This window comes from Lysobacter sp. P5_C4 (assembly GCF_054049695.1).
The window spans coordinates 742,922-767,973 of record NZ_JBFULX010000001.1; the positions used below are offsets into that span (position 1 = coordinate 742,922).

Sequence of the window (25,052 nt, forward strand, 5' to 3'; positions counted from 1 at the left end):
CGTCATTGTTCCAAACGGATGGTGATGGCGGCGGCGGCATCGCGCGCACGGGCGCGGGCATCGTCGATGTCGGTGCCGCGTGCGAGCGTCACGCCGACGCGGCGGTGGCCTTCCACGCGGGGTTTGCCGAACAGGCGCAGCGCGGTGTCGGGTTCGCGCAATGCGCCCTGGACGTTGTCGAACACGGGAACGCCGTGGCCTTGCGCCAGCATCGCGCACGACGCGGTGGCGCCGAGTTGGCGGATCGCCGGTATGGGCAGGCCGAGGATCGCGCGCGCATGCAGCGCGAACTGGCTGAGGTCCTGCGATGCGAGCGTCACCAGGCCGGTGTCGTGCGGGCGCGGGGAGACTTCGGAAAACCACACCTCGTCGCCCTTGATGAAAAGCTCGACGCCGAACACGCCCCAGCCACCGAGGTCGTCGGTGACCGCTTTGGCGATGTGTTGCGAACGCTCGAGCGCCCTGGGCGACATCGGTTGCGGCTGCCAGCTTTCGCGATAGTCGCCGTCGCGCTGCAGGTGTCCGATCGGTTCGCAGAAATGCGTGCCGCCGGCATGGCGCACGGTGAGCAGCGTGATTTCGTAATCGAAGTCGACGAAGCCTTCGACAATGACGCGGCCCGCGCCGGCGCGGCCGCCGGTCTGCGCGTAGTCCCACGCGGCGTCGACGTCGGCTTGCGTGCGCACCAGGCTCTGGCCCTTGCCGGAAGAGGACATCACCGGCTTCACGACGCACGGCAGCCCGACGGCGCGCACCGCGTCGCGATAATCGTCGAGCGTGTCGACGAAGCGATACGCGGAGGTCGCAAGGCCGAGTGTTTCCGCGGCAAGGCGACGGATGCCCTCGCGATCCATCGTCAGCCGCGCTGCCCGAGCGGTGGGGATGACACGCAGGTCGCCCTTGGCTTCGGCCTCGATCTCGATGAGTGTCGGCGTGCTGATCGCTTCGATCTCGGGCACCACGATGTGTGGACGCTCGCGTTCGATCAGCGCGCGCACTGCGTTGCCGTCGAGCATGTCGAGCACGTGGCTGCGGTGTGCGACTTGCATCGCGGGGGCGTCGGCGTAACGGTCGGCGGCGATGACTTCCACGCCGAAGCGTTGCAGTTCGAGCGCCACTTCCTTGCCCAGTTCGCCCGAGCCGAGCAGGAGCACGCGCGTGGCGTGCGGCGACAGGGGCGTACCGATCGTGGGCATCGAACAGGTGCCGAAAGACGGGGCGCGTAGTGTACCCGCGCCGGCCATGCCATCCTGCGCGCCTCATGCGCCTGCCCCGTGCCCTGTCCGCTTTCGCCTGTTGCGCGCTCCTTGCCGCGTGCGACGGCGAAGGCCCGCAGCCGCGCCTGGCCGGCGTGATCCTCGACGGCTCGATCGACGAAACCAGCGGCCTTGCGACGTCCACGCTGCATCGCGACACGCTGTGGTTGCTGCAGGACGGCGGCAACGGGCCGATGTTGCATGCGATCTCGCGGCGCGGTTCGCGCATCGCGAGCGTGCGCGTGGCGGGCGTGCGCAACACCGATTGGGAAGACCTCGACGCATTCGTGCTGCAGGGGCGCCACTGGCTGTTGATCGGCGACACGGGGGACAACGGCGGGCTGCGCCGCACGGTGCAACTGCATGTGGTTCCCGAACCCGACCCGCTGGTCGACGGCGGCGTGGTGTCGGCGGCGTGGTCGATCGCCTTCCGCTGGCCCGACGGCCCGCGCGATTGCGAGGCCGTCGCGGTGGATGTGCAGGCCGGCGAAGTGCTGCTGATCTCGAAGAAGCGCAAACCGGCGCAGTTGTTCTCGGTGCCCCTGCGCCCGGCGCGGGGCGTCGTCGTCGCACGCCGCATCGGCACGCTGGCCGAAGCCCCGGCGCACTCCGGCGGCGATGCCTCCGGTGCGCGGCGCGTCGCGCTCGGCCGCCAGGTCACGGCGGCCGATCTCTCGCCCGATGGGCTGACGCTCGCGGTGCTGACTTACGACCGTTTGCTGCTCTATGCGCGCACCCCCGGGGAATCTTGGTCGCGCGCGGTCGCACGACAGCCCGCCACGCAGCCGCTGCCCTGGCTGCACCAGGCCGAAGCGGTTGCGTGGCTGCCGGACGGCAAGGGGTTGATCGCGACCGGCGAGTTCAGCCCGGCGCCCCTGGTTTGGCTCCCTGCGAACCCCTGAAAGCGCCATTCGTCGCCCGCCGCTTGCGGAGCTGATATCAGAGTGATATCACATCGCTGCGCCCCAATCCCGGGGCTTGCGAGGCCTTCGATGAAAGAGAACCCCATCCGTTCCGCCGCGGGCATCCCCGTGCTGCTCCTGCTGCTGGCGGTGCTGCTGGTCGGCGGATCCCTGATGTTCAACGGCATCCGCATGGAAGCCCCGGCGTGGATCATCGGCGGCCTGCTGGCCGATCTGCTCGCATTTTTCTGCCTGTTCGGCCTGTACATGGTCGAGCCCAACAAGGCCGCGGTGCTGAGCCTGTTCGGCAAGTACGTCGGCACGGTCAAGGAGAACGGCCTGCGCTGGAACAACCCCTTCTATTCCAAGCGGAAGGTGAGCCAGCGCGTGCGCAACTTCGAGAGCGGCAAGCTCAAGGTCAACGAGCTCGACGGCAGCCCGATCGAGATCGCGGCGGTCATCGTGTGGCAGGTCGTGGATTCTGCCGAAGCGGTCTACAACGTCGACGACTACGAAAGCTTCGTGCAGATCCAGTCCGAGTCCGCGCTGCGCGCGATGGCCACCAGCTATCCCTACGACCAGCACGAGGAAGGCCAGCTTTCCCTGCGCAGCCACGCCGCCGAAATCAGCACGCATCTTTCGCAGGAACTGTCCGAACGCCTGGCCGATGCCGGCGTGCAGGTGATCGACGCGCGCATCAGCCACTTGGCGTACGCACCGGAAATCGCACAGGCGATGCTGCAGCGCCAGCAGGCCAACGCGATCATCGCCGCGCGCACGCGCATCGTCGCCGGCGCGGTGGGCATGGTCGAGATGGCCCTGGCCGAATTGCAGAAGAACGGCGTCGTGCACCTGGACGAGGAACGCAAGGCGCAGATGGTCAGCAACTTGCTGGTCGTGCTGTGCGGCGAGCGCTCCACGCAGCCCATCGTCAACGCGGGCACGCTCTACTGATGGGTGAGAAGAAGGCCTATCCGCTGCGCATCAGCGCCGACGTGCTGAACGCCGCGCAGCGATGGGCCGACGACGAGATCCGCTCGCTCAACGCGCAGATCGAATACGTGTTGCGCGATGCATTGCGCAAAGCGGGGCGCCTGCCGGCGCCGCCGCCGGCGAAGGAAGAGGACGAGAACGATGGCGAGTGACCGCTGGAATTACCAGGTCGTGGACGTCAAGCCCGGTTTCATGGGCCGCTCGCGCGAGGCGATCCAGGAAAAGTTGGTGCAACTGGGCCTGCAGGGCTGGGAATTGGTGAGCGTCGTGCAGACGCACCCCTTCAAGCCCGTGCAGCTGTATCTCAAGAAACCCCTCTGAGGAGAGCGCCATGGCGACGTCGCATCGTGGATATGTCACTGCTTCGGCGATCGTGTTCACCGTCGTTGCGTTGTTGCAGGCCTGGCGCGCGTTGGTCGGCGCGCCGGTGGACATCGGAGGCCAGGCGGTTCCGGTCGCGGCCTCGTGGATCGCAGCCCTCTTCGCAGGTGGCCTGGCCGCATGGGGCTGGCGCACGCGCTGACCGCGTCGGGTAACCTTGGCGCATGCGACGCATCGCCAGGGTCTTGCTCAACACGCCGGACATCGAACTGTGGCCCGGCGGCTTGCTCCGCGCGCGCAGCAACCACGATGCGCGCGTCCTTTCGCGCGCCTTGCGCGTGTTGCGCCGAAAGCGCGACGGCCGCTTTCTCGCCGCCGAGTTGCCCGAAGGCCTGATGCCGCTGGTGCCGTCCTTGCAGCGCGAAGACGGCATCGGCGAAGCGCTCGACGCACTGGATTCGTTCTCGCCGCACGAACGCTCGGGCCTGGAGCGCGTCTACGAACTTCCCCTCGCCCGCCTGCATGAGCGCCTCGACCAGCTCGACATCGAAGAAGACGATTACGCGGAACGCACCGGCCTGTCGCTCGTCGCCGAACCCGATCGCCTAGACTTCGCGGGCTTCGACCGCTTCCGCCGTCCGTTGTGGCTGCGCCCCGGCGCGGCGCGCGCGTGGTTGCATCTGCAGGCCGAAGCGCTGCGCGAGGACATCGTGCTCGAATCGATCAGCGGCTGGCGCTCGCACGATTACCAGCTCGGCATCTTCGAACGGAAGCTCGCACGCGGGCAGACGATCGACGAAATCCTCACCGTCAACGCGGCACCCGGATTCAGCGAACACCACGGCGGCCGCGCGCTCGACATCGGCACGCCGGAGGAACCGCCGGCCGAAGAAACCTTCGAGAAGACGCGCGCGTTCGCGTGGTTGCAGGACAACGCCGAAGGCCATGGATTCGTGCTGAGTTACCCGCGCGACAACCCGCACGGCATCGTCTACGAGCCCTGGCATTGGTGTTGGCGTGGCGGGTGAACGCACGCTGGCGTCCGCCTGGACCTCCGGCCACAACCACTTCAATGTCCTGCGCCTGATTGCCGCCTGGCTCGTGATCTACGGCCACGCATGGGCCATCACGGGGACGCCGGGCGGGGATCTGTTGGCACGTGCGACGCAGGTGAAGTTCGCCGGTGCGATCGCGGTGGACATATTCTTCGTGATCAGCGGGTTCCTGATCGCCGCGAGCCTGCAACGCAACAGCGTGCGCGGGTATCTGGGGTCGCGCGCGCTGCGCATCCTGCCGGCGTTGGTCGTCTGCGTGCTGCTGAGCGTGTTCGTACTGGGCCCGTGGATGACCACGTCGGCGAACTACTGGTCGGTGGAAACGTGGCGTTACCTGTGGTCGAACGCGACCTTGTGGCGTGCCGAGTTCCATCTCCCCGGCGTGTTCGCGACGCTGCCGCAGACCGCAGTCAATGGGTCGTTGTGGACGCTGCCGGTGGAAGCGCGGTTGTATCTGTTGTTGCTCGGTGCTTCGCTGGTCGGCGTGTTGACGGCGAAGCGATACCTGTTGCCGTGGCTGGCCTTGCTCGCCGGGATCGCCGCGTTCGCCTGGTTCCGCGCGCCGCTGCCGGACTGGTTGGCGAATGACCTGTGGTGCGTCGCGTTCTTCGCCAGCGGCACGGCCGCGTGGCTGTGGCGCGATCGCCTCCGGTTGTCGTGGATGCCGCTCCTCGCGCTGGTGGTCCTGGCGGCCGTGTTGCGCGGTACGCCCTGGTTCGCCGCGCCCTACTTCGCGCTCGTGGCGTACGGCACGTTGTGGCTCGCGTTCGCGCAGGTGCCTTCGAAGCTGGTGCATCACGACCTGTCGTACGGGCTCTACCTGTACGGCTGGCCTTCGGCGCAGCTCGTGCAAACCTTCTCGCCGGGGGCGCCGATGCACAACGTGCTCTGGGCGAGTGTGCTGGCGTTCGCCTTCGCGGCGGCCAGTTGGTTCCTCGTCGAGCGCCCTGCACTGCAATTCAAACGTCGCTTCGGCACGCGCACGCCCGTGGAATCGCCGGCGCGTCCGACGCACGCCTGACGGGCTTCACCCCTGCGAACGCTTCACCGGCTTGGCATCCTTCGCCTTCGGCGCATTCGCCAGATCGGCGATGCGCCAGAGATACAGGCTCGCGTAGGTGCGGTACGGCCCCCACTTTTCGCCGCGCGCGAGCAACACCTTCGGCGCAGGCATTTCGTCGAGTTTGTCGATGGCCTGCGCGCCCTTTCGGATGCCGAGGTCATCGACGGGCAATACATCCGGGCGGCCGAGGCGGAACATGAGCATCATCTCCACCGTCCAGCGGCCGATGCCGCGCACCGGGACGAGCGCGGCGATGATCGCGTCCTCGTCCATCGTCGCCATCTGCCGCAGCGTGGGGAGCTCACCGCGTTCCTCGCGCAAGGCCAGGTCGCGCAATGCAAGCGACTTGTTGCCCGAAACGCCGCAGGCACGCAGCGCCGCATCGTCGATGCGCGCGAGCGTGTCGCAATGGAAGCGGTCGCTGGCGATCGCGGTTTCCACGCGGCCGACGATCGTCGCCGCGGCCTTGCCGCTCAACTGCTGGTAGAGAATCGCGCGCGCAAGCGCGTCGACCGGGTCGAACGCTTTGCGCCAGCGGGGATCGGGCGCGATGGGGCCGAGCTTCTCCATCCACTTGCCGAGCTTGCGGTCACGCCTGGTCAGGTGCGACCAGGCTGCATCGGTGTCGAATCCCCGTGTGCGTCGCGCCATCGTGTCTCCTTCAGCGTCGCAGGCAATGCAGGGCGAACAGCAGCCAGCCCGCGATCGTGATCATGCCGCCGAGCGGCGCGAATGTCGTGGGTGTCTGGAACACCGCGGCGCCGACGAGGCTGCCGGCGAACAACAGCACGCCCGCGAGCAGCGCCAGCAGCGACACCGCGCCGAGCCAATGCGCGCCGTGGCGCGCCAGTGCCGCCAGGGCGATGCCCTGGCCGAAGGCGAACGCCGCGCCGATGATCAGTTGTTCCCGCGCGTGCGGCGCGAGGGTCGCGTGCATCGCATACGCGGACAGCGCCACCGCGCACGCGGCGAACAGACCGCCGGCGAAACCGGCCAGGCGGATCGTGATCGTGCGGTCTCCCGTGCGCATTGCGTTCCTCCAAAACGACGAACGCCGCAAGCGCGGCGTCCGACTTTCACAGCACTGTCGAAGGCTTACTTCAACTGCCAGTACAACTGGTAGTGACCCTCGTCGGTGAAGCCTTGGTCCACGCCGTTGGTCCACGCTTCGAACGGGCGGCCGGTGGTCTCGTAGCCGCGCGTCATCGTCCAGGCGCGCAGCGAGTCGCGGACCTTCGCCAGGTTGATCATGTGGCCGGTGAAGCCGGCGCTCGCATAGCGCGCGGGCGTCGTGCGGATGAACTGCACCTGCTGCTCGAGCTTCGGCGCCGGGATTTCGGCGGCCGGGCCCGTCTGGCCCTTCTTGCGCACCGGCATCGCGGTGTCGAAGGAGTAGGCGTCGGCTGCGAACTCGGTGGTGATCACGCGGATCGGGCCGGCCGATTCCAGGCCGTTGGCGTCCATCACCTTGCGGATCCACTGCAGGTTGGCGTTCATCGCCTGCTGGATCTTGTCGGGGTCGCGTTCGACGGTCGCCGGCGCGAACAACAGGTTCTCCGCCGGGAGTTCGACGACCTTCGGCAGGTCGGCCTGGGTCTTGCGGCCGAAGTCGGCGTTGTAGTCGTAGTTCGGCACGCCGGCGAGCATGTTGGTGAACTTGCCCAGGCCCAGCTTGATGTCGTCGCCGATCGCGCGGACGTACAGGCCCGAGTAGCGGCCGAACAGGTCGAAGCCGTAATCCACGTCGTAGGTCTGCATCACTTCGACGTTGCGATTGTTGCGGCCCGTCGGCTTGAGGTAGAACACGGTCTTCTTGTCGCTGCCGCGGCTGCGGTCGACGATGTCGTATTCGATGCGGTTGGGCTCGTTCTTGGTGAGCGTCCACTTGCCCGAGCCGACCATCTTGTTGGTCGAGTTGTATTCGAAGCCGGCGCCGACGCCGGTGTCGGGACCGAAGAACTTCCACTCCATGCGCGGGTCGCGCAGCGCCAGGGTGTTCCATTCCTTGAAACGGCGCGGGCTCGTGAGCGTGTCGCGCACGATGACCATCTTGCGGTTCGTCTCGATGCTTTCGGACACGTGGCGCGAAGACGGCAGCGCGATGCCGACGACGACGAACAGCACGGCGACGATCGCCAGGGAAATCAGGATCTCGATCAAACGGGTCATTCGGAAGGTCTCCAGACCGGGCCGCCGCCGGGCGGCCCGCACAGACCGGCGATGCTAGCAGGTGAGCGGCCGTGCTTGCGAGCCGCCGGCATGCGGGGGCGCATGCGGCCCCTCGCCACACCGGGCCGCCGTCACACCAATTGCAGTTCGAAGGCCTTCAGCACGGCGCGGGTGCGATCGCGAACGCCGAGCTTGGACAGGATGTTGGACACGTGGTTCTTGATCGTGCCTTCGGCCACGCCCAGCGAATTGGCGATCTCCTTGTTCGAAAAGCCGCTTGCCATCAGCCGCAGGATCTCCGTCTCCCGATCGGTCAGGGGGTCGGGACGGTCGAGGCTGACGAAGTCGTTGCGCATGTGTTCCAGGCCCGACAGCAGCCGCTGCGTCACGGCCGGTTGGACCAGGGATCCGCCCGCGGCGACCGTCTGGATCGCGCCGACCAGCTGTTCGAGCGTCACGTCCTTCAGCAGGTAGCCCTTCGCGCCGGCCTTCAGGCCCGCAAGGACGAGTTGGTCGTCGTCGAACGTGGTGAGGATGATCGTCGGCGGCAGCGTGTTGGCGCGGCCCAGTGCCTGCAGGGCTTCCAGGCCCGACATCACCGGCATGCGCATGTCCATCAGGACGACGTCCGGCTGGACCTGGGGAATGACCTCGACGGCCTGGCGCCCGTCGCCGGCCTCGGCGACGACCTCCATCCCCGGTGCGAGGGCCAGCAGCGAACGAATGCCCTGCCGCACGAGGGTCTGGTCGTCGACCAGGCAGATGCGGATGGTGGCGGTGTTCATGACGCGGTGGCTCCTTCGGGGGTGGTCTGCCCCTGCTCGGGCGGGAGTTGCGAGGGGTTGGACACCGAAGCGGCCGCGGCGTTCGCCAGGGGCACGCCCAGCATGGTGGCAGGCAAGCGCAAGCGCAGCGCGAACCCCGCGCCGGAGCCCGATTCGACCTGCAGGTCGCCGCCGTGCTGGGCAAGGCGCTCGCGCATGCCGCGCAGCCCGTTGCCGGGTACGAGCGCTTCGGCGCCGGTGCCGTCGTCGCGCGCCTGGATGACGATGCCGCCGTCGACGCGGCGCGCGTCGATCCACAGGTTGCGTGCGCCCGCATGGCGCACGGCGTTCGTGATGATTTCCTGCGTGCACCGCAGCAACACGTGCGCGCGTTCGGGATCGTCGAGCGTCAGCGGCTCTTCGAGGTCCATGTGGATCGCGAGCGACGGCACGTTTTCCGCGAGCGGGCGCAGCGCCGCCGCGAGATCGATCGCCCCGCCTTCGCGCAACTGGCTCACCGCCTCGCGCACGTCGGTCAGCAACAGGCGCGCGAGCGTATGCGCCTGCTGCACGTGCTCCTTCACCCGGCCGTCGGACAGGTGGCCCGCGACTTCGAGATTGAGGCTCAGCGCGGTGAGGTGATGGCCGAGCAGGTCGTGCAGTTCGCGCGAAATGCGCGTGCGCTCGTTGACGCGCGCGCTTTCGGCGAGCAACGCCCGCGTGGCGCGCAATTCGGAATTCAGCCGTCGCTGCTCCTCGCGCGCCTGCGCCTGCTGCCGCGCGACCAGGCTGGTGACGAACACGAACCCCGAGAAGCCCGCGTACAGCACCGACTGCATCAGCGCTTCGAGCAGCGGGAAGTTCAGCCCGTGCACGAACACCGGCACCACCGCGAGCTGGCTCAGGACCAGCCACGCCACGCCGAGCGGGAGCGGCAACAGCCACGGCAGCACGCACGCGGCGACCATCAGCAACACGCTGCCCAGGCCGCTCTCGTTCCAGTAGCTCACGCCGACCGCGGCCAGGGTGAGGATCAGCAACAGCGCGAAATCGCCGACCGTGCGCCGGCGCACGCCCAGCCCGCGCGTGAGCCATGCATAGCTCACCCCGAAGGCGAAGTAGGACAGCCAGCCTTGCCAGGGCATCGGGCGCAGCGCGAGCTGCGCATCGGCCCCGTCGCCGAGCAAGGGCACGAGCCAGGAATAGACGAGGGGCAGGCTGACGACGGCCCAGGTGAACAGGCCGGCATAGCGCAGGAGGCGGTCGTGGCCGAATCGGGCGAACATGCCCAATCCTAGCCCTCCCGGGCGGCAGGTGCGGGAGGCCGAAAGTCATGCCCCGGCCACCGGATCGCGTGCGATAATCCGCGCCAGCGCCGGGGACAGCGCGTCCCTCCTCGCCCGTAACAGAGAAAAGAACGGAGCCGTCAATGTCGATTGTTGTCCGCGACGTGCGAGAGCACGAGCTGGATTCCGTCCTTGCCCTCAACAACGCCGCCGGCCCCGCCATCCTGCCGCTCGACGCGGCAAAGCTCCGCAGCTTCTTCGATTCCGCCGAATACTTCCGCGTCGCCGAGCGCGACGGGACGATCGCCGGGTTCCTGGTCGGGTTCGGGTCGGACACCGCGCACGACAGCGACAACTTCGCCTGGTTCCGCGCGCGCCAGCCCGCGTTCTTCTACATCGACCGCATCGTGGTGGCCTCGCGCCGCCGTGGCGGCGGCGTGGGCCGCGCGCTGTACGCTGACGTGCAGAGCTACGCCGAACTGCGCTATCCGCAGTTGTGTTGCGAAGTGCTGCTCGAGCCGGGCACCGACCACGCCCTGCTCTTCCACGGCAGCTTCGGCTTCCGGGAAGTCGGCCAGAACGTCATGCACAACGGCCACCGCGCCGCGATGCTGATGAAAGACCTGTGCAGCTTCGCCTGGGTGCGCGACACCTACGGCGATGCCCTGCCCGCCGCGCCGTGGTTGCCGATGCCGCGCCCGCAGTCGCGCACGCTCGCGCACCGTCCGACCGGGACGTGCGCGTGAGCACGGCCATCGATTACGAACAGGCAGGCGAACTCAAGATCGGCCAGGTCGGCATCGCCAACCTGCGTGTGCGCACGCTCGACGTCGCGCAGCTGGCGGCCGAAATGCGCGACCGCGTGCAGCGCGCCCCCAAGCTGTTCGAACGCGCCGCGGTGATCCTGGATTTCGGCGGCTTGTCGAAGACGCCCGACGTCGACACCGCGCGCAAGCTCGTCGAAGGCCTGCGCGAAGCCGGCGTGCTCCCGGTGGCGCTGGCCTACGGCACGCGCGAGATCGAAGAACTGTCGGCTGCACTCGGGCTTCCGTTGCTCGCCAAGTTCCGCGCGCAATACGAACGCGCCGGAGAAGCGCCGGCCGAACCGGCGCCCGCAGCGCGCGCTGCGTCGAAGACCGCACCCGCTGCTGAACCCAAACCCGCGCCGGTTGCGCAAGCGGCCGCCGCTCCGGGCATGATGCAAGCCGCGCCCGTGCGCAGTGGCCAGCAGGTGTACGCGGAGAACAGCGACCTCACCGTGCTGACCACGGTCGGTGCAGGCGCCGAAGTGATCGCCGACGGCTCCATCCACATCTACGGTGCCTTGCGCGGTCGCGCACTCGCCGGCGCGCAAGGCAACGAAAAGGCGCGGATCTTCTGCCGCGAATTCCACGCCGAACTCGTCGCCGTCGCCGGCCACTACAAGGTGCTGGAAGACATTCCGAAGGAACTGCGCGGCAAGGCCGTGCAGGTCTGGCTCGACCAGGGGCAGCTCCGCATCGCGGCGCTGGACTGACAACAACAACAAGAATCGAGGGAGTTTCCACTTGGCCGAAATCATCGTAGTCACCTCCGGCAAGGGCGGCGTGGGCAAGACCACGACCAGCGCAAGCATCGCTTGCGGCCTGGCGCGCCAGGGCAAGAAGGTCGCCGTCATCGACTTCGACGTCGGCCTGCGCAACCTCGACCTGATCATGGGTTGCGAGCGCCGCGTGGTGTACGACTTCGTCAACGTGATCCACGGCGAGGCGTCGCTGAAGCAGGCGCTGATCAAGGACAAGCGTTTCGACACGCTCCACGTGCTGGCCGCTTCGCAGACGCGCGACAAGGATGCGCTCGCGAAGGAAGGCGTCGAGAAGGTCCTCAACGATCTTGCCGAAGACGGCTTCGACTACATCGTGTGCGATTCGCCGGCCGGCATCGAGAAGGGCGCCTTCCTCGCGATGTACTTCGCCGACCAGGCGATCGTCGTGGTGAATCCGGAAGTCTCCTCGGTGCGCGACTCCGACCGCATCCTCGGCCTGCTGGCCTCCAAGACGCGCCGCGCCGAGAACGGCGAGCGCGTGAAGGAACACCTGCTGCTGACGCGCTATGCCCCCAACCGCGTGGAAACCGGCGAAATGCTGTCGATCACCGACGTCGAGGAAGTCCTCGGCCTCAAGACGATCGGCGTGATCCCCGAATCCGGCGACGTGCTCAACGCCTCGAACAAGGGCGAGCCGGTGATCCTCGACCTCGAATCCAATGCAGGCCAGGCCTACGACGATGCCGTCGCGCGCCTGATGGGCCAGGAGCGGCCCATGCGTTTCATCACTGCCGAGAAGAAGGGATTCTTCAGCAAGTTGTTCGGGGGCTGACGCATGTCGATCTTCGATTTCCTCAAGCCCAAGAAGAACACCGCCGCCGTCGCGAAGGACCGCCTGCGCATCATCATCGCGCAGGAACGCAGCGCCCACGGCGGCCCCGATTACTTGCCCCTCCTCCGACGCGAGTTGCTCGAGGTGATCCGCAAGTACGTCAACGTCGACGCAGATGCAGTGAAGGTCGACGTGGTCAAGGACGGCGAACACGACGTGCTGGACATCTCGGTGGCCCTGCCGGAGGAACGCGCCGCGATGGGCTGACGCGGTGTCGGTGCTCACGCTCTCCGACATCGAACACGGCCACGTCGCCGCGTTGCTCGGCGCGTACGGGTTGCAACTCGTGCACGTCGACGACGGCGAACCCATTCCCGGCAGTTACTGGGGCGAGCCCGAAGCCGGGCTCGTCGGCGCGACCGTCTATGCGCGCGCCGACACGCCCGTGCATTCGCTGCTGCACGAAGCCGCGCACCTGATCGTGTTGCCGCCGGAAAAACGTTCGGCCGTACACACCGACGCCACCGATTCGGTCGCCGAAGAAGATGCGGTCTGCGTCCTGCAATCCCTGCTGGGCGACGCGATCCCGGGCGTCGGCGCCGCGCGCGTGTTCGCCGACATGGATGCGTGGGGGTACACGTTCCGCCTGGGTTCTGCGCGTGCTTATGTCGAGCAGGATGCGACGGAAGCTTGGGAGTGGCTGGCGCGTCGTGGTTTGGTGGACGCCGAATCCAAATCGCTGGTGGATCCGACGGTCTGACCTCAGAGGTACACGATCTCAATCGTGCTGCTGCCGTCGATCGATGCATCGCTGGTGAGTTGCAGGTCGTTCCTGCCGAGGAGCTTGGTTCTCACCGTCATCTCGAACGTGGCTGTGTTGAGAGCGATCGGTCCGTCAGCGAAGGTGCCGTTGCCGATTGCGCGGTACGGGATACTTGGACTGGCAATATTCGATTTGCCCCACTGTGTGCTGAAGTCATTGCTCCAGCTCGTCCCGTTGTCACTGTAAATGACTGTGGCAGCGAAGCCGTCTCGCGTCGCCGAACTCCACCACACGTTGTAATAGCCGATGGGCTTGCCGGTCGACGTGAGACCCAACCCCATGCGGAACTTTTGTGACGGATCCGGAAGCGTCGCGATCCGGTTGTCGGAGATCGTGAACATCACCCGGGTTGCACCGCTGCATCCGACCGAAGCCGACATGGTTCGATCCATGTTGGCAGAGTAGCCGCTCTCGGGCAGAGTCGACGTCGGAATCTGGCCGAGGTCGAGGACACCGCCGTTCACCAGAGTGAGCGTACAGGAACCCGGTACAAGCGTGCCGCCGATCGCCACGTCGCCGGAACTCTGCGCCATCGCCGCGGGAGCCGTGATCGCAAGCAACGCGACCGGCAGGAGCTTGTTGAGGAATTGATGCATGAGCGATCTCTCTGGTTCGAGGGATGTGCAATGTTCCGCATCGCGCCAACGCACTGCGTGCTGCTACTTCTCTGTGTCGCCGGAGAAGGTTCGGCGACCAACCACGATCCGGGCGGCGCGCTGATAGGTTTCAGGCGGGCTCTACTCCCGTAACAGCCGCTTTGCTAGCCTGCCGTCTTCGCGCCCGCCCGGCGCCCGCCTCAGGATCGCCCCGTGAAGCCACGCCACCTCCTGCTCGCCGTCGCCGTCACCGCGGGCGTGCTAGCCGTCGCCGGCTGCAAGAAGCCCGCCGAAGAAACGCCGGGCCATGCGGGCGTCGCGCCGGCGCCGAAGGGCGAAACGGCGGATCAGTTCGTCGCGCGCGTCAATGCCGAGATGAAAAAGGGCTACCCGGAACTCGCCTCCGCGCAATGGCTCTCCTCGACCTACATCAACAGCGACAGCGAACTGGTGTCGGCGAAGGCCGAAGAACGCAACCTTACGCAACTGCGCGGCTGGATCGAGCAATCCCGCAAGTACGAAGGCGAACAACTCTCGCCGCAGACCGCGCGCGCGATCCAGCTGCTCAAACTGCAGGCCGACCTCCCGCCGCCGAAGGATCCTGCGCAGCTCGAAGCGCTGACGAAGCTGGCGAGCAAGCTGGAAGGCATGTACGGCAAGGGCACGTACTGCAAGGGCAGCGGCACCACGAAGTCCTGCCGCCAACTCGGCGAACTCGAAGACGTCCTGCGCACCAGCCGCGACTACGACGAACAACTCGACGCCTGGCAGGGCTGGCACGGCATCGCGCAGCCGATGAAGCAGGACTACGTCAAGTTCGTCGACCTGTCCAACACCGGCGCGCGCGACATGGGCTACGCCGACACCGGCGAGTTGTGGCGCTCGGGCTACGACATGACGCCCGCGCAATTCGCCGCGGAAACCGACCGCCTCTGGGGCCAGGTCAAACCGCTCTACGACCAATTGCATTGCTACGCGCGCACGCAACTGGATGCGAAGTACGGCGACCGTGGCGAAGTCGCCGGCGGCATGCTGCCCGCGCACCTGATGGGGAACATGTGGCAGCAGGACTGGAGCAATCTGTGGGACATCCTGCAGCCGTATCCCGATGGCGGCGACCTCAACGTCACCGAAAAACTGCAGGAACTGGCCACGCAGGACTACAACCTCGCACTCGCACAGCATGACGGCTCGCCGACCGCCGACGACCTCGCCGACATGCGCGTCATCGGCGAGCTCGCCACTGCCAAGCACATGACCGAGCGCGCGGAAGACTTCTACACCTCGCTCGGCATGCCGAAGTTGCCGGCGTCGTACTGGGAGAAGTCGCAGTTCATCAAGCCGCGCGATCGCGACGTCGTGTGCCATGCGAGCGCCTGGCCGATGGACATGGCCGACGACGTGCGCACCAAGATGTGCATCAAGCCGAACGAGGAAGATTTCACGACGATCTACCACGAGCTCGGCCACGTCTATTACTACACCGCGTACAAGCAGCTGCCGCCGATTTTCCAGAGTGGCGCGCACGATGGTTTCCACGAAGCGATCGGCGACACGATCGTGCTCGCGATGACGCCGCAGTACCTGCAGTCGATCGGGCTGGTCGGCGAACAACAGCAGAGCGACCAGGCCCTGATCAATGCGCAGATGCGCATGGCGCTGGCGAAAGTGTCGTTCCTCCCCTTCGGCCTGATGATCGACCGTTGGCGTTGGGGCGTGTTCGATGGTTCGATCAAGCCCGACCAATACAACAAGGCGTGGTGGGACCTGAAGGCGAAGTACCAGGGCGTTGCACCGGCGACGCCGCGCGGCGAGGAATTCTTCGACGCCGGCGCGAAGTACCACGTGCCGGGCAACACGCCTTACACGCGCTATTTCCTTTCGCACGTGCTGCAGTTCCAGTTCTACAAGGCCTTGTGCGACGCGGCCGGTTACAAGGGCCCGCTGCACGCGTGCAGCTTCTACGGCAACAAGGTCGCGGGGGCCAGGTTCGAGGCGATGCTCGCGCGCGGCGCAAGCCAGCCCTGGCAGGCGACGCTCAAGGAGATGACCGGCAGCGACAAGATGGATGCCGCGCCCGTGCTCGAATACTTCGCGCCACTGCAGGCGTGGCTGAAGAAGCAGAACGAAGGGAAGACCTGCGGTTGGAATGCGACGCCCGCCACGGCGGCGCCGACGAAGAAGGCGGGTTGATCTACAGGCCGAACGGATACGTATCGGGCACGGCGTCCTTCGAAAAGCGGTCGGCGCCCAGCGGCCTGACCGCCCTGGTCGTATCGAACCACACGTACGCATCGAACTGCGCAGGCAACACTGCCTGCGCGTAATGGCTGAAGCGTTCGGTCTCCGGCCGATAGACCACGCCGATGAAGCGCTCCAGGCGCGGCTCGCTGGATGCCTTGCGCAATGCATCATGCACGCCTTCGCGCAGGTCGAGCAGGAAGCGCGACCCGCCTGCGCCCTCGCGTCCTGCCTCGTGGCACAAGCGCTCGTGGCTCTCCGACAGCGACGGCAGCACGTTCATCACCTGCATCGGTGCATCCCAGTCCGAGGCCGCCGCAACGGTGCCCGCGTGCGTACCGAACCCGATCGTCGCCGCCTCCCCGCCCCAGCGTTCCTTGCACAACTGGCCGAGGTTGAGCTCCCCGCGCATGCCCATCTCGGTGGCACGCGCATCGCCGATGTGCGCGTTGTGCGCCCATACCACGGCGCGCGCGTTCGCGCCGCCTGCGACCAGCAATTGCGCCAGGGTCTGGAACATGTGTTCGTCGCGCTGGTTCCAGGATTGCGCCGCGCCTTCGTACATCGTGCGGTAGTACTTCTCGGCGTTGCGCACCAGGCGCGCGTTCTGCGTTGCATCGAACCACGCCGACGCTTCGCCCGGCCCGTTTTCGGCGATGTACTCCGCGCGCTTTTCCAGCAGCGCCATGAGGTTGTTCAACACCGCCGGCTCGCACGACGCGTGGCCGGCGGTGATCGACACACGCCCGTATTCGGCGGGGTCGCGCGTCCACGGTGTGAGGCAGGCATAACGCTCGCGGGCCAGGCGGGCGGCGTCGGGGTCGACGCCGTCGAGATAATCGATCACCGCGCGCATCGAGGCGCCGAGGCTGTAGAGATCCAGGCCGAACAGGCCGGCGCGATCGCCCGCCGGCCTGTCCGCGTTGTAGCTGCGCAACCATTGCACCAGCGCTTCGAATTCGCGATTGCGCCACATCCAGGTCGGGAAGCGCTGGAATGGCGTGTCTTCGTTCTCGCGCGCGGGGCGATGGCGAACGTAGCGATCCAGCGATGCCATGTCCGGCCAATCCGCTTCGGCGGCGACGATGCGGAAGCCATGGTGTTCGACCAGACGCCGCGTGATCGCATCGCGCGCGCGATAGAACTCCGAGGTCCCGTGGCTCGCTTCGCCGAGCAGCACCACGCGCGCATCGGCGAACCGGTCAAACAACGCGCCGAACGCCGGATCGTCCAACGCGGGCAAGGCTTCGGCGGCCTGCGCGATCCTCTCGGGCAAGGTGGTGACGGGCGCATCTTCGCGATCGTGCGGCGGCGACGGCATCGGGCGCGAACCATCCTCGGCCCACCCGTAGGTGCCGATCAGCGGTACGAACGCGACATCGTCGAACTCCCGCGTTTCGAACCCGGATGCATCGGTGCGGATGACGCGCACCAGGCGCTGATGATGCAAGGTCCGTCCCACCGGCATCACCAGGCGCCCGCCAATCGCGAGTTGTTCCTTCAATGTCTCCGGCACATCGGGCCCGCCCGCGGCGGCGAGGATCGCGTCGAAGGGCGCAGCCTCCGGCCATCCATGCGTACCGTCGCCGGTGCGCACTTCGATGTTGTCGCAATGCAATTCCACAAAGCGCGCCTGCGCCAGTTGCGTCAATTGCGCATGGCGTTCGATGGCGTACACACGCGCGGCGATCTGCGCCATCACCGCGGCCGCATAGCCGGAACCCGCGCCGATCTCGAGCACGCGATCACCCTGCGAAACGCGCGCGATTTCGATCATGCGCGCAACGATGTAAGGCTGCGAAATCGTCTGCCCCGCCGCGATCGGCAGCGGCCCGTCGTCGTAGGCGAAGTCCTGCAGGGTCGCATCGACGAAGCGCTCGCGCGGCACGCTGCGCATCGCGGCCAGCAGGGCGGGGTCGTCGATGCCCCGCGCGGCGATCTGCCGCCGGACCATGGACTCGCGTTGGGGGCCGAAATCCGGCATGCGCACCCCGTGCATGAACGTCGCAATTCGCCACAACCCTAACGAGCGCAGGGTCGAAGCGACGTGACCCGCCCCGGTGCCGGGCGTATTCTGCACGGATGAACGAGACCGCCCCCCGTCTTCATGTCCCGGCACCGCCCGCGGACCTCGCCCCGCAGCCGCTCGACCACGCCACCGCCCTGCCCGCGCGCTTCTACGCCGACCCGGCCTATGTCGGCGTCGAGCGTGCGCTGATCTTCGATCGCGGTTGGCAGTTGATCGCGCACGTGTGCCAATTGCGCAATGCGGGCGACCACGCGATCGGCAACTTCGCAGGCTTGCCCGTCATCGCGGTGCGCGGTGCGGACGACGTCGTACGTGTCTTCCACAATGTGTGCCGCCATCGCGCGGGCCCGCTCGCGCAGTGCGACGGCCTGGGTGCGAAGGCCTTGCGTTGCCGCTATCACGGCTGGACATACACGCTCGACGGCACGCTGCGTTCGGCGCCGGAAATGGGCGATGCGCCGGACTTCGATGTCGCCGACGTGAAGCTGCCGCAGCTCGCCGTGCGCGTGTGGCAGGGCCTGGTGTTCGCATGCGTGGATGCGCAGCGCGCGCCGGAATTCGATGCGTTCGTCGAAGGCATCGATGCGCGCATCGGTGCCGAACGCGGGCTCGAACATTACGGCCACCATCATCGCGTCGCCTATGACGTCGGCTGCAACTGGAAGGTCTACATCGACAACTACCTGGAGGGTTACCACGTCCCGCACGTGCACCCCGGGTTGAACAAGCTGCTCGATTACCGCAGCTACGTCACGCAGACCGCGCGCTGGTATTCGTTCCAGTGGAGCCCGCTGGAAAGTGGCGAGGAGCTCTACGGCAACGGCGATGCGCTGTATTACTGGATGTGGCCCAACACGATGCTCAACATCGTGCCCGGTCGTTTGCAGACCAATCGCGTGGTGCCGCTGGGCGTCGACCGTTGCCGCGTCGAGTTCGATTTCTACTACGCGATGGACGACAGCGCCGCCGGCCAGGCGCGGCGCACCGCGGATCTGAGCTTCAGCGATGAAGTGCAGGTCGAGGATCTGACCATCTGCGAGGACGTGCAGCGCGGGCTGTCCTCGGGCTCGTACGTGGCCGGTCGCCTCAACCCGTTGCGCGAGAACGCGGTGCACCACTTCCACGAATTGCTGCGCGCGACCTACCGCGACGGGGCGTGAAACCCGCGCCGCTGCGGGGCGCGTGACGGCGTTCATGTCGCGGCACGCGGGCGATTCGTAGAATGCGCGGCGCTGGATCGCCAGCGTTTGGTTCCAACCAGGGGTGTCGCCCATGCGCCTGACCGCCGTTTCCCTCGCCATCTCCGCCGTCCTGCTCGCCGCGCCCATCGCGCACGCGCAGGACGCACGCAAGTCGTTCACCGCCCAGGGCGCGGACGAGAAAGCCGCCTGTGCCGCCGCCAACAAGCAGGCGCGCGACTGGACGAAGCAAGGCAAGTCGCAGGGTCGCGCGCGCGAACTGCTCGACGACGGCAAGTGCACCTGTACCGCCGCGGCCGGCGCGCAGTCGTGCACGCTGGATGTTGCCGTGCGCGATGAGCAGCACGAGGAAGAAGAGGACCGCTGATCGTGGACGCAGCGCCAGGGAAGGCGATTTCGACGCGACGCCTGGCGGTCCTGCTGGGCGGGCTGGCGATGTTCGGCCCGTTCTCGATCGACACGATCTTCCCCGCGTTCCCGCAAATGGGCGCGCAGCTGGCGGCCGACAAGGTCGCGATGCAGCAGACGATCTCCGTCTACCTCATCGCCTATGCACTCATGAGCCTCGTGCACGGGCCGTTGTCGGATGCGATCGGCCGCCGGCGCGTGATCCTCGCCGGCCTGTTCGTCTTCGCGATCGCATCCGCCGGTTGCGCGTTGTCCAGCGACCTGACGACGCTGCTGTGGTTTCGCGCGTTGCAGGGATTGAGTGCCGGGGTCGGCCTGATCGTCGGGCGCGCGGTAATCCGCGACGTCCTGCAGGGCAACGACGCGCAACGCCTGATGAGCCAGGTGTCGATGATCTTCGGCATCGCGCCCGCCATCGCGCCGGTGATCGGCGGCTGGATCCTCGGCTGGTCGGCGTGGCCGGTGATCTTCTGGTTCCTCGTCGCGTTCTCGATCGTGTTGTGGTTCGCTACCCTCGCCGCGCTGCCGGAAACGCATCCGCAACCGGCGCGCCTGCCCTTGCGCGCCCGGCCCTTGCTGCGCAACTACGTCGCGATCTTCCTCAACCCGCGCTTCCAGCGGCTGGCGGCGGCAGGCACGTTCAATTTCGGCGCGCTGTTCCTCTACATCGCCTCCGCGCCGGCCTTCGTGCTCGATCTGCTGAAGCTGGACCAACGCAGCTTCGCGTGGTTCTTCGTGCCGATGATCGGCGGCATGATGCTCGGCGCGTTCACCTCCGGCCGCATTGCCGGAAAGGTCAACGGCACGACGCAGGTGCGCATCGGGTTTGCGTGTTGCGGCCTGGCGGCGGCACTCAACATCGCCTACAACCTCGCCTTCGACGTGCCGACCGTGCCGTGGGCCGTGTTGCCGATGATGCTCAACTCCTTCGGCATCGCGTTGGTGTTTCCGATCCTGACCCTCGCGATCCTCGACATGTACCCGCGGCAGCGCGGCAGTGCCTCGTCCCTGCAGGCGTTCACCGGCCTGGTCTCGAACGCGGTGATCGCCGGCGTGCTGTCTCCGTTGTTGAGCCATCACGCAGTACACCTGGCGTTGGGCGCAGCGGCGTTTTCATTGCTTGGATGGGCGATCTGGCGTTGGGAGATGCACGTCAACTCGCGGATGCGGGAGTGTTCGCCGGCTGAAGTCGGGGCGCTGGAACCGACGGAGCGGTTGTAACCGGCGTCTCGCATCGCACCCGATACGCCCACGCATACAAGGTCGGCAACACGATCAGCGTCAACAACGTGGCCACCGACAAGCCGCCCATGATCGCCCACGCCATCGGGCGCCAGAAGGTCGAACGCGTGAGCGGAATCATCGCGAGGATGGCCGCCATCGCCGTCAGCACGATCGGGCGGAAGCGGCGCAAGGTCGAGCCGACGATCGCATCCCAGGGCGCGAGGCCCTGCGCGAGGTCCTGGTCGATCTGGTCGATGAGGATCACCGAGTTGCGCATGATCATGCCGGCGAGCGCGATCGTGCCGAGCAGCGCCACGAACCCGAACGGCACGCGGAACACCGCGAGGATCAACGCCACACCGATCATGCCCAGCGGCGCGGTCGCCACGACCAGCGCGGTCTTCTTCATGTCCTGCAACTGCATCATCAGCAATACCAGGATCACCGCGATCGCCAGCGGGACCACCGCGCCGATCGACTTCTGGCTGTCTTCGCTGGATTCGGCCGCACCACCGATCTCGATGCGATAACCGAGCGGCAGGCTGTCGGCGATGGCCTGCACCGCGGGCCACGTGCGCTTGGTGACTTCCGGCGCTTCGGCGCCTTCGACGTCCGCGCGCACGGTGACCGTCGGGATGCGATTGCGACGCCACAGGATGCTCGTTTCGCTGCCCAGTTCGATGCGCGCGACCTGCGAAAGCGCCACGTACTTGCCCTCGCGCGTGTAGAGCTTGGCATCCTTGATATTCGACAGATCCGTGCGCTCGGCGCCTTCCAGCCGCGTGACGACATCGATGAGGCGGTCGCCTTCGCGATATTGCGTGGTGGCGTGACCCGACAAGGAGTTCTGCGTCGTGTCGGCGATCTGCTTGGACGACACGCCCAGTGCGCGCGCCTTGTCCTGGTCGACGATCAACCGGACGGTTTGCAAGCGCTCGCCGAGATCGGAGTTGACGTCGCGGATCGCCGGATCCTTGCGCAGCGCGGCCTGCACCCGCGCGACGACCGCGGGCAGCTGCGCCGGATCGGGCCCGGAAACGCGCAGCTTGATCGGATACCCCACGGGCGGTCCGTTTTCCAGGCGCGACACGCGCCCGCGGACGTTGGAATACCCGTTGCGGAACAGGGCTTCGATGCGCGCGTACACGCGCTCGCGCGCCGCCTCGCCCTTCGTCATCACCATCACCTGGCCGAAGTTGGTGTTCGGCAATTGCACGTCGAGCGGCAGATAGAAGCGCGGGCTGCCGCCGCCGATGTAACCGGTCACCGCTTCGACATCGGGATCGTTGCGCAATGCGTGTTCCAGCCGCGAAACGGCTTCATCCGTTGCCTTGATGCTCGCCGCTTCCGGCAACCACAGGTCGACCATGAGTTCCGGGCGGCTCGAGGCCGGGAAGAATTGCTCCGGCACCGTCTGGAACAGCGCCATCGCACCGACGAACATCGCGACGGTCCACCCCAGCACCAGCCCGCGACGGCGCAGGCACGCCTCCAGCAGGCGGCGGAACAATCCGTAGAAGCCGCGCGTGGTATCGATCTCGTGCGCGTGTTCGGCGCCCGCCTTGCGTTCGGGAAGCAACTTGTAGCCGAGGTACGGGGTGAACAACACCGCCACCAGCCACGACAGGATCAGCGCGATGCCGACGACCTGGAAGATCGAGATCGTGTATTCGCCCGCGCTGGATTTCGCCATGCCGACCGGCAGGAAGCCCGCGGCCGTGATCAGCGTGCCGGTCAGCATCGGGAAGGCGGTCGCCGTGTAGGCAAAGCTCGCCGCGCGCACGCGGTCCCAGCCTTGTTCGAGTTTCAGCGCCATCATCTCCACCGCGATGATCGCGTCGTCGACGAGCAGGCCGAGCGCGATGATCAAGGCGCCCAGCGAGATGCGCTGCAGGTCGATGCCGAGGAAATACATGACCAGGAAGGTCATCGCCAGCACCAGGGGAATCGACAGTGCGACGACGATGCCCGTGCGCCACCCGAGCGACAGGAAGCTCACGGCCAGCACGATGAGGATCGCTTCGGCCAGACTCTTGGTGAACTCGTGGACCGATTCGTGGACGACCTTGGGCTGGTTGGACACGGCGTGGATCTCCACGCCGACCGGCAGCGCCTGCTGCACGCGCGCGACGGCGGCATCCAGGTCGCGGCCCATGCGAATCACGTCGCCGCCCGAGCGCATCGCGATCGCCAGGCCGATCGCGTCCTTGCCGTCGAAGTGCATCTTGGTGTCGACCGGATCGGTGTAGCCGCGATACACGCGCGCGATGTCGCCCAGGCGCACGGTATGCCCGTTCGCATCCAGGCCGATGTCCTTGATGGCCTCGACCGAATCGAATTCGCCGGTGATCTTCAACGCAACGCGCTGGCGGCCGGCCTGCACGACGCCGGCAGGCACCATCGCGTTGGTCGCCTTCAACGTGTCCTCGACGATCTGCGGGTCCAAGCCGATCGACGCCAACTTCGCCGACGAGGTCTCCACGAAGATTTTTTCGTCCTGCACGCCGATGTATTGCACCTTGCTCACGTCGGGCACGCGCAGGAATTCGTCGCGTGCCTGGTCGACGAAGCGGCGCAACTCGGCGTTCGAAAAGCCGTCGCTGGTGAAGGCGTACAGATTCCCGAACGTATCGCCGAATTCGTCGTTGAACATCGGTCCCTGCACGCCTTCGGGGAATTCATGCTGGATGTCGGCGAGCTTCTTGCGCACCTGGTACCAGACATCCGGCACCTTCGAGGCCGGCAGTTCGTCGCGCAGCGCGACGGTGATCTGCGTGAAGCCCGGCTTCGAAAAGCTGCTCAGGTAATCGACTTCGGCGACTTCCTGCAGCTTGCGCTCGATGCGGTCGGTGACTTGTTGCGACATCGCATCGGCGCCGGCGCCCGGCCACTTCGCCTGCACGACCATCGCCTTGACGGTGAAGTTCGGGTCTTCCATCTGCCCGAGGTTGCGCCAGGCGAAGATGCCACCGGCCGCGAACAACAGCATCAGGAACAACACGAACTGCGGGTGCGCGATGGCCCACCGCGAGAGGTTGAAATCTTTCACGAGGCCACGTCCATGCGCACCTTCTGGCCTGCGTGCAGCAGGTTCACGCCCGCGGTGACCACGATCTCGCCGTCGCGCAGCCCACGGCTGACGAGTACGCCGTCGCCCTGCGCCTGCGAGAGCGTCACCGGACGCAAGCGCACGCGTGCGGTCTTCGGGTCGACGATCCAGACATGCGGTTTGCCGCTCGGGTCGAAGATCGCGGTGAGCGGCAGGCGGCGCAGCGTGCCCTTGGTCGGCAGCGCGACGTGCAGCTTTGCCGTCATGCCCAGGCGGACCGCGGCGTCGGCGCCGACGACGGTGATCTTCGCGCTGTAGGTGCGGGTGACCGCATCGGCATCGGGCGCCAGTTCGCGCAGGCGACCGGTGTAACGATGGCGCGGATCGGCCCAGAGTTCGACGCCGAGCGAGCGCGCGGTGCGCAATTCGTCCACGCGCGATTCTGGAATGCTGACGATCAATTCGCGTTCGCCGTCTTCGGCGACGCGTGCGACGACCTGCCCCGCGGAAACGACCTGCCCCGATTCGGCTTCGATGCTGGTGACCACGCCGCCGGCGGTCGAACGCAGCGTCGTGTAGTTCGCCTGGTTCGCCACCACGCCGTTGTTGGCCTGCGCCGCGCGCAGCGCCTCCTGCGCGGTTTGCAGGTTCATGCGCGCCTTGTCGAGTTCCGACCGCGAGACGTACTGCATTGCCGAGAGTTGCGAGAAACGTGCGTAATCGCCCTTCGCCTGTTCGTACTGGCTGCGCGCCGAGGCCACCTGGCTGCGCGAGGCGTTGGCGTTCAACGCAGCATCGGTGGGATCCAGGCGGAAGAGCACCGCGCCTTCGACGACCGTGTCGCCGACTTCGATCGCGCGCGACTGGACGCGCCCGCCGACCATGAACCCCAGCGCGGCTTCGCGACGTGCGCGGATCTCACCGGAATACAGCGCATCGGAGCCATCGTTCGATGCACCCACGCGCAGCGTGCGCACCGGGCGCGGCGCGTCCTCGGTGGGGGTGGCGGCGCGCGAGCATGCGGCGAGAAGGACAACGGCCAATGCAGCCGGCAGCAGGCGGACGATGGGGGAACGGGGGATGCGGCGCATGGGGGGAATCCGTGGGAATCAATCGGCAAGGGGGGCAGTCGGCGCGTCCTTGCGCCCAGGGGAGCGTCGGGTGCCACGCAGTGCTGCCCACAGCTCGGCGATGGAGTGGAACGGCCTGCTACGGCCGGTCGACACGTCCTCGACGACGCCGTCGAGTCCACCGCGCCCATTGCGGCGGTAGATGCGGACGACGAAAGAGCGGATGGGAGCGGTCAACGCGGGACTC

Annotated in this window: 26 protein-coding genes; 16 read left to right on the forward strand and 10 right to left on the reverse strand. The window is 67.0% G+C overall.

Features of this window, described 5'->3' with window-relative positions; genetic code table 11:
- Nucleotides 1-2: 2 nt before the first annotated feature.
- The gene (gene purT / locus ACXJJ8_RS03555) at nucleotides 3-1,196 is read right to left on the reverse strand and encodes a formate-dependent phosphoribosylglycinamide formyltransferase (RefSeq protein WP_499026957.1); all 1,194 of its coding nucleotides are present in this window, start codon (nucleotides 1,194-1,196) and stop codon (nucleotides 3-5) included.
- A gap of 65 nt (nucleotides 1,197-1,261) precedes the next feature.
- On the opposite strand from purT, the gene ACXJJ8_RS03560 reads away from it, so the two are divergent.
- The 7 genes from ACXJJ8_RS03560 to ACXJJ8_RS03590 all read left to right on the forward strand — a co-directional run bounded on the left by ACXJJ8_RS03560 (nucleotide 1,262) and on the right by ACXJJ8_RS03590 (nucleotide 5,548).
- On the forward strand, nucleotides 1,262-2,158 hold the full coding sequence (locus ACXJJ8_RS03560) for a hypothetical protein (RefSeq protein ID WP_499026959.1): 897 nt from the start codon (nucleotides 1,262-1,264) through the stop codon (nucleotides 2,156-2,158).
- Between the two features lie 90 nt (nucleotides 2,159-2,248).
- Nucleotides 2,249-3,112, forward strand: a complete 864-nt coding sequence (locus ACXJJ8_RS03565) for an SPFH domain-containing protein (RefSeq protein ID WP_499026961.1) — start codon at nucleotides 2,249-2,251, stop codon at nucleotides 3,110-3,112.
- Nucleotides 3,112-3,303 (forward strand): type II toxin-antitoxin system antitoxin, encoded by a 192-nt coding sequence (locus tag ACXJJ8_RS03570; protein ID WP_499026963.1) that lies wholly within the window; start codon nucleotides 3,112-3,114, stop codon nucleotides 3,301-3,303. The genes ACXJJ8_RS03565 and ACXJJ8_RS03570 overlap by 1 nt, the downstream gene beginning before the upstream one ends.
- Nucleotides 3,293-3,472, forward strand: coding sequence for a DUF4177 domain-containing protein (locus tag ACXJJ8_RS03575; RefSeq protein ID WP_499026965.1), 180 nt, complete (start codon nucleotides 3,293-3,295; stop codon nucleotides 3,470-3,472). Before ACXJJ8_RS03570 ends, ACXJJ8_RS03575 begins: the two co-directional genes overlap by 11 nt.
- 10 nt (nucleotides 3,473-3,482) lie before the next feature.
- A complete protein-coding gene (locus ACXJJ8_RS03580; RefSeq protein WP_499026967.1) occupies nucleotides 3,483-3,674 on the forward strand; it encodes a hypothetical protein in 192 nt (63 codons plus the stop codon).
- Nucleotides 3,675-3,696: 22 nt separating this feature from the next.
- Complete coding sequence (locus tag ACXJJ8_RS03585; RefSeq protein ID WP_499026968.1) at nucleotides 3,697-4,500, forward strand: M15 family metallopeptidase; 804 nt, start codon at nucleotides 3,697-3,699, stop codon at nucleotides 4,498-4,500.
- A complete protein-coding gene (locus ACXJJ8_RS03590) occupies nucleotides 4,490-5,548 on the forward strand; it encodes an acyltransferase family protein (protein ID WP_499026970.1) in 1,059 nt (352 codons plus the stop codon). Before ACXJJ8_RS03585 ends, ACXJJ8_RS03590 begins: the two co-directional genes overlap by 11 nt.
- A 6-nt stretch (nucleotides 5,549-5,554) precedes the next feature.
- Here ACXJJ8_RS03590 and ACXJJ8_RS03595 read toward each other — a convergent pair whose 3' ends face one another.
- The 5 genes from ACXJJ8_RS03595 to ACXJJ8_RS03615 form a co-directional block, all read right to left on the reverse strand.
- Nucleotides 5,555-6,241: a DNA-3-methyladenine glycosylase family protein gene (locus tag ACXJJ8_RS03595; protein WP_499026972.1), complete on the reverse strand. Its 687-nt coding sequence runs from the start codon at nucleotides 6,239-6,241 to the stop codon at nucleotides 5,555-5,557.
- 10 nt (nucleotides 6,242-6,251) lie between these two features.
- A complete protein-coding gene (locus ACXJJ8_RS03600) occupies nucleotides 6,252-6,620 on the reverse strand; it encodes a DUF423 domain-containing protein (RefSeq protein WP_499026974.1) in 369 nt (122 codons plus the stop codon).
- Between the two features lie 65 nt (nucleotides 6,621-6,685).
- Complete coding sequence (locus tag ACXJJ8_RS03605) at nucleotides 6,686-7,759, reverse strand: polyketide cyclase (RefSeq protein ID WP_499026976.1); 1,074 nt, start codon at nucleotides 7,757-7,759, stop codon at nucleotides 6,686-6,688.
- A gap of 131 nt (nucleotides 7,760-7,890) precedes the next feature.
- Nucleotides 7,891-8,544 (reverse strand): response regulator, encoded by a 654-nt coding sequence (locus tag ACXJJ8_RS03610; RefSeq protein ID WP_499026978.1) that lies wholly within the window; start codon nucleotides 8,542-8,544, stop codon nucleotides 7,891-7,893.
- Nucleotides 8,541-9,809, reverse strand: coding sequence for a sensor histidine kinase (locus ACXJJ8_RS03615; protein ID WP_499026979.1), 1,269 nt, complete (start codon nucleotides 9,807-9,809; stop codon nucleotides 8,541-8,543). Before ACXJJ8_RS03615 ends, ACXJJ8_RS03610 begins: the two co-directional genes overlap by 4 nt.
- A 143-nt stretch (nucleotides 9,810-9,952) precedes the next feature.
- Here ACXJJ8_RS03615 and ACXJJ8_RS03620 point away from each other — a divergent pair, with 143 nt between their 5' ends.
- From ACXJJ8_RS03620 to ACXJJ8_RS03640, 5 genes are read left to right on the forward strand one after another with little or no spacing between them, the layout of a single operon-like run.
- Nucleotides 9,953-10,555, forward strand: a complete 603-nt coding sequence (locus ACXJJ8_RS03620; protein WP_499026980.1) for a GNAT family N-acetyltransferase — start codon at nucleotides 9,953-9,955, stop codon at nucleotides 10,553-10,555.
- Nucleotides 10,546-11,325: a septum site-determining protein MinC gene (gene minC / locus ACXJJ8_RS03625; protein WP_499026982.1), complete on the forward strand. Its 780-nt coding sequence runs from the start codon at nucleotides 10,546-10,548 to the stop codon at nucleotides 11,323-11,325. Before ACXJJ8_RS03620 ends, minC begins: the two co-directional genes overlap by 10 nt.
- Nucleotides 11,326-11,356: 31 nt before the next feature.
- Nucleotides 11,357-12,166 carry a septum site-determining protein MinD gene (gene minD / locus ACXJJ8_RS03630; RefSeq protein WP_499026983.1) on the forward strand — a complete coding sequence of 270 codons (810 nt, stop codon included), beginning with the start codon at nucleotides 11,357-11,359 and terminating at the stop codon, nucleotides 12,164-12,166.
- A 3-nt stretch (nucleotides 12,167-12,169) separates the two neighbouring features.
- Nucleotides 12,170-12,433: a cell division topological specificity factor MinE gene (gene minE / locus ACXJJ8_RS03635; RefSeq protein ID WP_499026984.1), complete on the forward strand. Its 264-nt coding sequence runs from the start codon at nucleotides 12,170-12,172 to the stop codon at nucleotides 12,431-12,433.
- 4 nt (nucleotides 12,434-12,437) lie between these two features.
- Nucleotides 12,438-12,926, forward strand: a complete 489-nt coding sequence (locus ACXJJ8_RS03640) for a hypothetical protein (RefSeq protein ID WP_499026986.1) — start codon at nucleotides 12,438-12,440, stop codon at nucleotides 12,924-12,926.
- 2 nt (nucleotides 12,927-12,928) lie between these two features.
- Here ACXJJ8_RS03640 and ACXJJ8_RS03645 read toward each other — a convergent pair whose 3' ends face one another.
- Nucleotides 12,929-13,585: a DUF1120 domain-containing protein gene (locus tag ACXJJ8_RS03645; protein WP_499026988.1), complete on the reverse strand. Its 657-nt coding sequence runs from the start codon at nucleotides 13,583-13,585 to the stop codon at nucleotides 12,929-12,931.
- Between the two features lie 213 nt (nucleotides 13,586-13,798).
- Here ACXJJ8_RS03645 and ACXJJ8_RS03650 point away from each other — a divergent pair, with 213 nt between their 5' ends.
- Entirely contained in the window at nucleotides 13,799-15,778 is a 1,980-nt protein-coding gene (locus ACXJJ8_RS03650) for a M2 family metallopeptidase (protein WP_499026990.1), read from the forward strand.
- A gap of 1 nt (nucleotide 15,779) precedes the next feature.
- Here ACXJJ8_RS03650 and ACXJJ8_RS03655 read toward each other — a convergent pair whose 3' ends face one another.
- On the reverse strand, nucleotides 15,780-17,825 hold the full coding sequence (locus ACXJJ8_RS03655) for a protein-L-isoaspartate(D-aspartate) O-methyltransferase (RefSeq protein WP_499026991.1): 2,046 nt from the start codon (nucleotides 17,823-17,825) through the stop codon (nucleotides 15,780-15,782).
- Between the two features lie 83 nt (nucleotides 17,826-17,908).
- On the opposite strand from ACXJJ8_RS03655, the gene ACXJJ8_RS03660 reads away from it, so the two are divergent.
- The 3 genes from ACXJJ8_RS03660 to ACXJJ8_RS03670 all read left to right on the forward strand — a co-directional run bounded on the left by ACXJJ8_RS03660 (nucleotide 17,909) and on the right by ACXJJ8_RS03670 (nucleotide 20,683).
- Entirely contained in the window at nucleotides 17,909-19,015 is a 1,107-nt protein-coding gene (locus ACXJJ8_RS03660; RefSeq protein WP_499026992.1) for an aromatic ring-hydroxylating oxygenase subunit alpha, read from the forward strand.
- 112 nt (nucleotides 19,016-19,127) lie between these two features.
- Nucleotides 19,128-19,421 carry a hypothetical protein gene (locus ACXJJ8_RS03665; protein ID WP_499026993.1) on the forward strand — a complete coding sequence of 98 codons (294 nt, stop codon included), beginning with the start codon at nucleotides 19,128-19,130 and terminating at the stop codon, nucleotides 19,419-19,421.
- A 41-nt stretch (nucleotides 19,422-19,462) separates the two neighbouring features.
- Complete coding sequence (locus ACXJJ8_RS03670) at nucleotides 19,463-20,683, forward strand: multidrug effflux MFS transporter (protein WP_499027198.1); 1,221 nt, start codon at nucleotides 19,463-19,465, stop codon at nucleotides 20,681-20,683.
- On the opposite strand, the gene ACXJJ8_RS03675 is transcribed toward ACXJJ8_RS03670, so the two are convergent.
- Nucleotides 20,616-23,735, reverse strand: coding sequence for an efflux RND transporter permease subunit (locus ACXJJ8_RS03675; protein ID WP_499026995.1), 3,120 nt, complete (start codon nucleotides 23,733-23,735; stop codon nucleotides 20,616-20,618). The genes ACXJJ8_RS03670 and ACXJJ8_RS03675 overlap by 68 nt on opposite strands.
- Nucleotides 23,732-24,826, reverse strand: coding sequence for an efflux RND transporter periplasmic adaptor subunit (locus ACXJJ8_RS03680; RefSeq protein WP_499026997.1), 1,095 nt, complete (start codon nucleotides 24,824-24,826; stop codon nucleotides 23,732-23,734). The genes ACXJJ8_RS03675 and ACXJJ8_RS03680 overlap by 4 nt, the downstream gene beginning before the upstream one ends.
- Nucleotides 24,827-25,052: the final 226 nt, after the last annotated feature.

What these genes read in the sequence shown, in the direction of transcription:
- purT (WP_499026957.1), bottom strand. Translation starts at nt 1,196, where the DNA reads ATGCCCACGATCGGTACGCCCCTGTCGCCGCACGCCACGCGCGTGCTC.
- ACXJJ8_RS03560 (WP_499026959.1), top strand. Translation starts at nt 1,262, where the DNA reads ATGCGCCTGCCCCGTGCCCTGTCCGCTTTCGCCTGTTGCGCGCTCCTT.
- ACXJJ8_RS03565 (WP_499026961.1), top strand. Translation starts at nt 2,249, where the DNA reads ATGAAAGAGAACCCCATCCGTTCCGCCGCGGGCATCCCCGTGCTGCTC.
- ACXJJ8_RS03570 (WP_499026963.1), top strand. Translation starts at nt 3,112, where the DNA reads ATGGGTGAGAAGAAGGCCTATCCGCTGCGCATCAGCGCCGACGTGCTG.
- ACXJJ8_RS03575 (WP_499026965.1), top strand. Translation starts at nt 3,293, where the DNA reads ATGGCGAGTGACCGCTGGAATTACCAGGTCGTGGACGTCAAGCCCGGT.
- ACXJJ8_RS03580 (WP_499026967.1), top strand. Translation starts at nt 3,483, where the DNA reads ATGGCGACGTCGCATCGTGGATATGTCACTGCTTCGGCGATCGTGTTC.
- ACXJJ8_RS03585 (WP_499026968.1), top strand. Translation starts at nt 3,697, where the DNA reads ATGCGACGCATCGCCAGGGTCTTGCTCAACACGCCGGACATCGAACTG.
- ACXJJ8_RS03595 (WP_499026972.1), bottom strand. Translation starts at nt 6,241, where the DNA reads ATGGCGCGACGCACACGGGGATTCGACACCGATGCAGCCTGGTCGCAC.
- ACXJJ8_RS03600 (WP_499026974.1), bottom strand. Translation starts at nt 6,620, where the DNA reads ATGCGCACGGGAGACCGCACGATCACGATCCGCCTGGCCGGTTTCGCC.
- ACXJJ8_RS03605 (WP_499026976.1), bottom strand. Translation starts at nt 7,759, where the DNA reads ATGACCCGTTTGATCGAGATCCTGATTTCCCTGGCGATCGTCGCCGTG.
- ACXJJ8_RS03610 (WP_499026978.1), bottom strand. Translation starts at nt 8,544, where the DNA reads ATGAACACCGCCACCATCCGCATCTGCCTGGTCGACGACCAGACCCTC.
- ACXJJ8_RS03615 (WP_499026979.1), bottom strand. Translation starts at nt 9,809, where the DNA reads ATGTTCGCCCGATTCGGCCACGACCGCCTCCTGCGCTATGCCGGCCTG.
- ACXJJ8_RS03620 (WP_499026980.1), top strand. Translation starts at nt 9,953, where the DNA reads ATGTCGATTGTTGTCCGCGACGTGCGAGAGCACGAGCTGGATTCCGTC.
- minE (WP_499026984.1), top strand. Translation starts at nt 12,170, where the DNA reads ATGTCGATCTTCGATTTCCTCAAGCCCAAGAAGAACACCGCCGCCGTC.
- ACXJJ8_RS03645 (WP_499026988.1), bottom strand. Translation starts at nt 13,585, where the DNA reads ATGCATCAATTCCTCAACAAGCTCCTGCCGGTCGCGTTGCTTGCGATC.
- ACXJJ8_RS03655 (WP_499026991.1), bottom strand. Translation starts at nt 17,825, where the DNA reads ATGCACGGGGTGCGCATGCCGGATTTCGGCCCCCAACGCGAGTCCATG.
- ACXJJ8_RS03660 (WP_499026992.1), top strand. Translation starts at nt 17,909, where the DNA reads ATGAACGAGACCGCCCCCCGTCTTCATGTCCCGGCACCGCCCGCGGAC.
- ACXJJ8_RS03665 (WP_499026993.1), top strand. Translation starts at nt 19,128, where the DNA reads ATGCGCCTGACCGCCGTTTCCCTCGCCATCTCCGCCGTCCTGCTCGCC.
- ACXJJ8_RS03680 (WP_499026997.1), bottom strand. Translation starts at nt 24,826, where the DNA reads ATGCGCCGCATCCCCCGTTCCCCCATCGTCCGCCTGCTGCCGGCTGCA.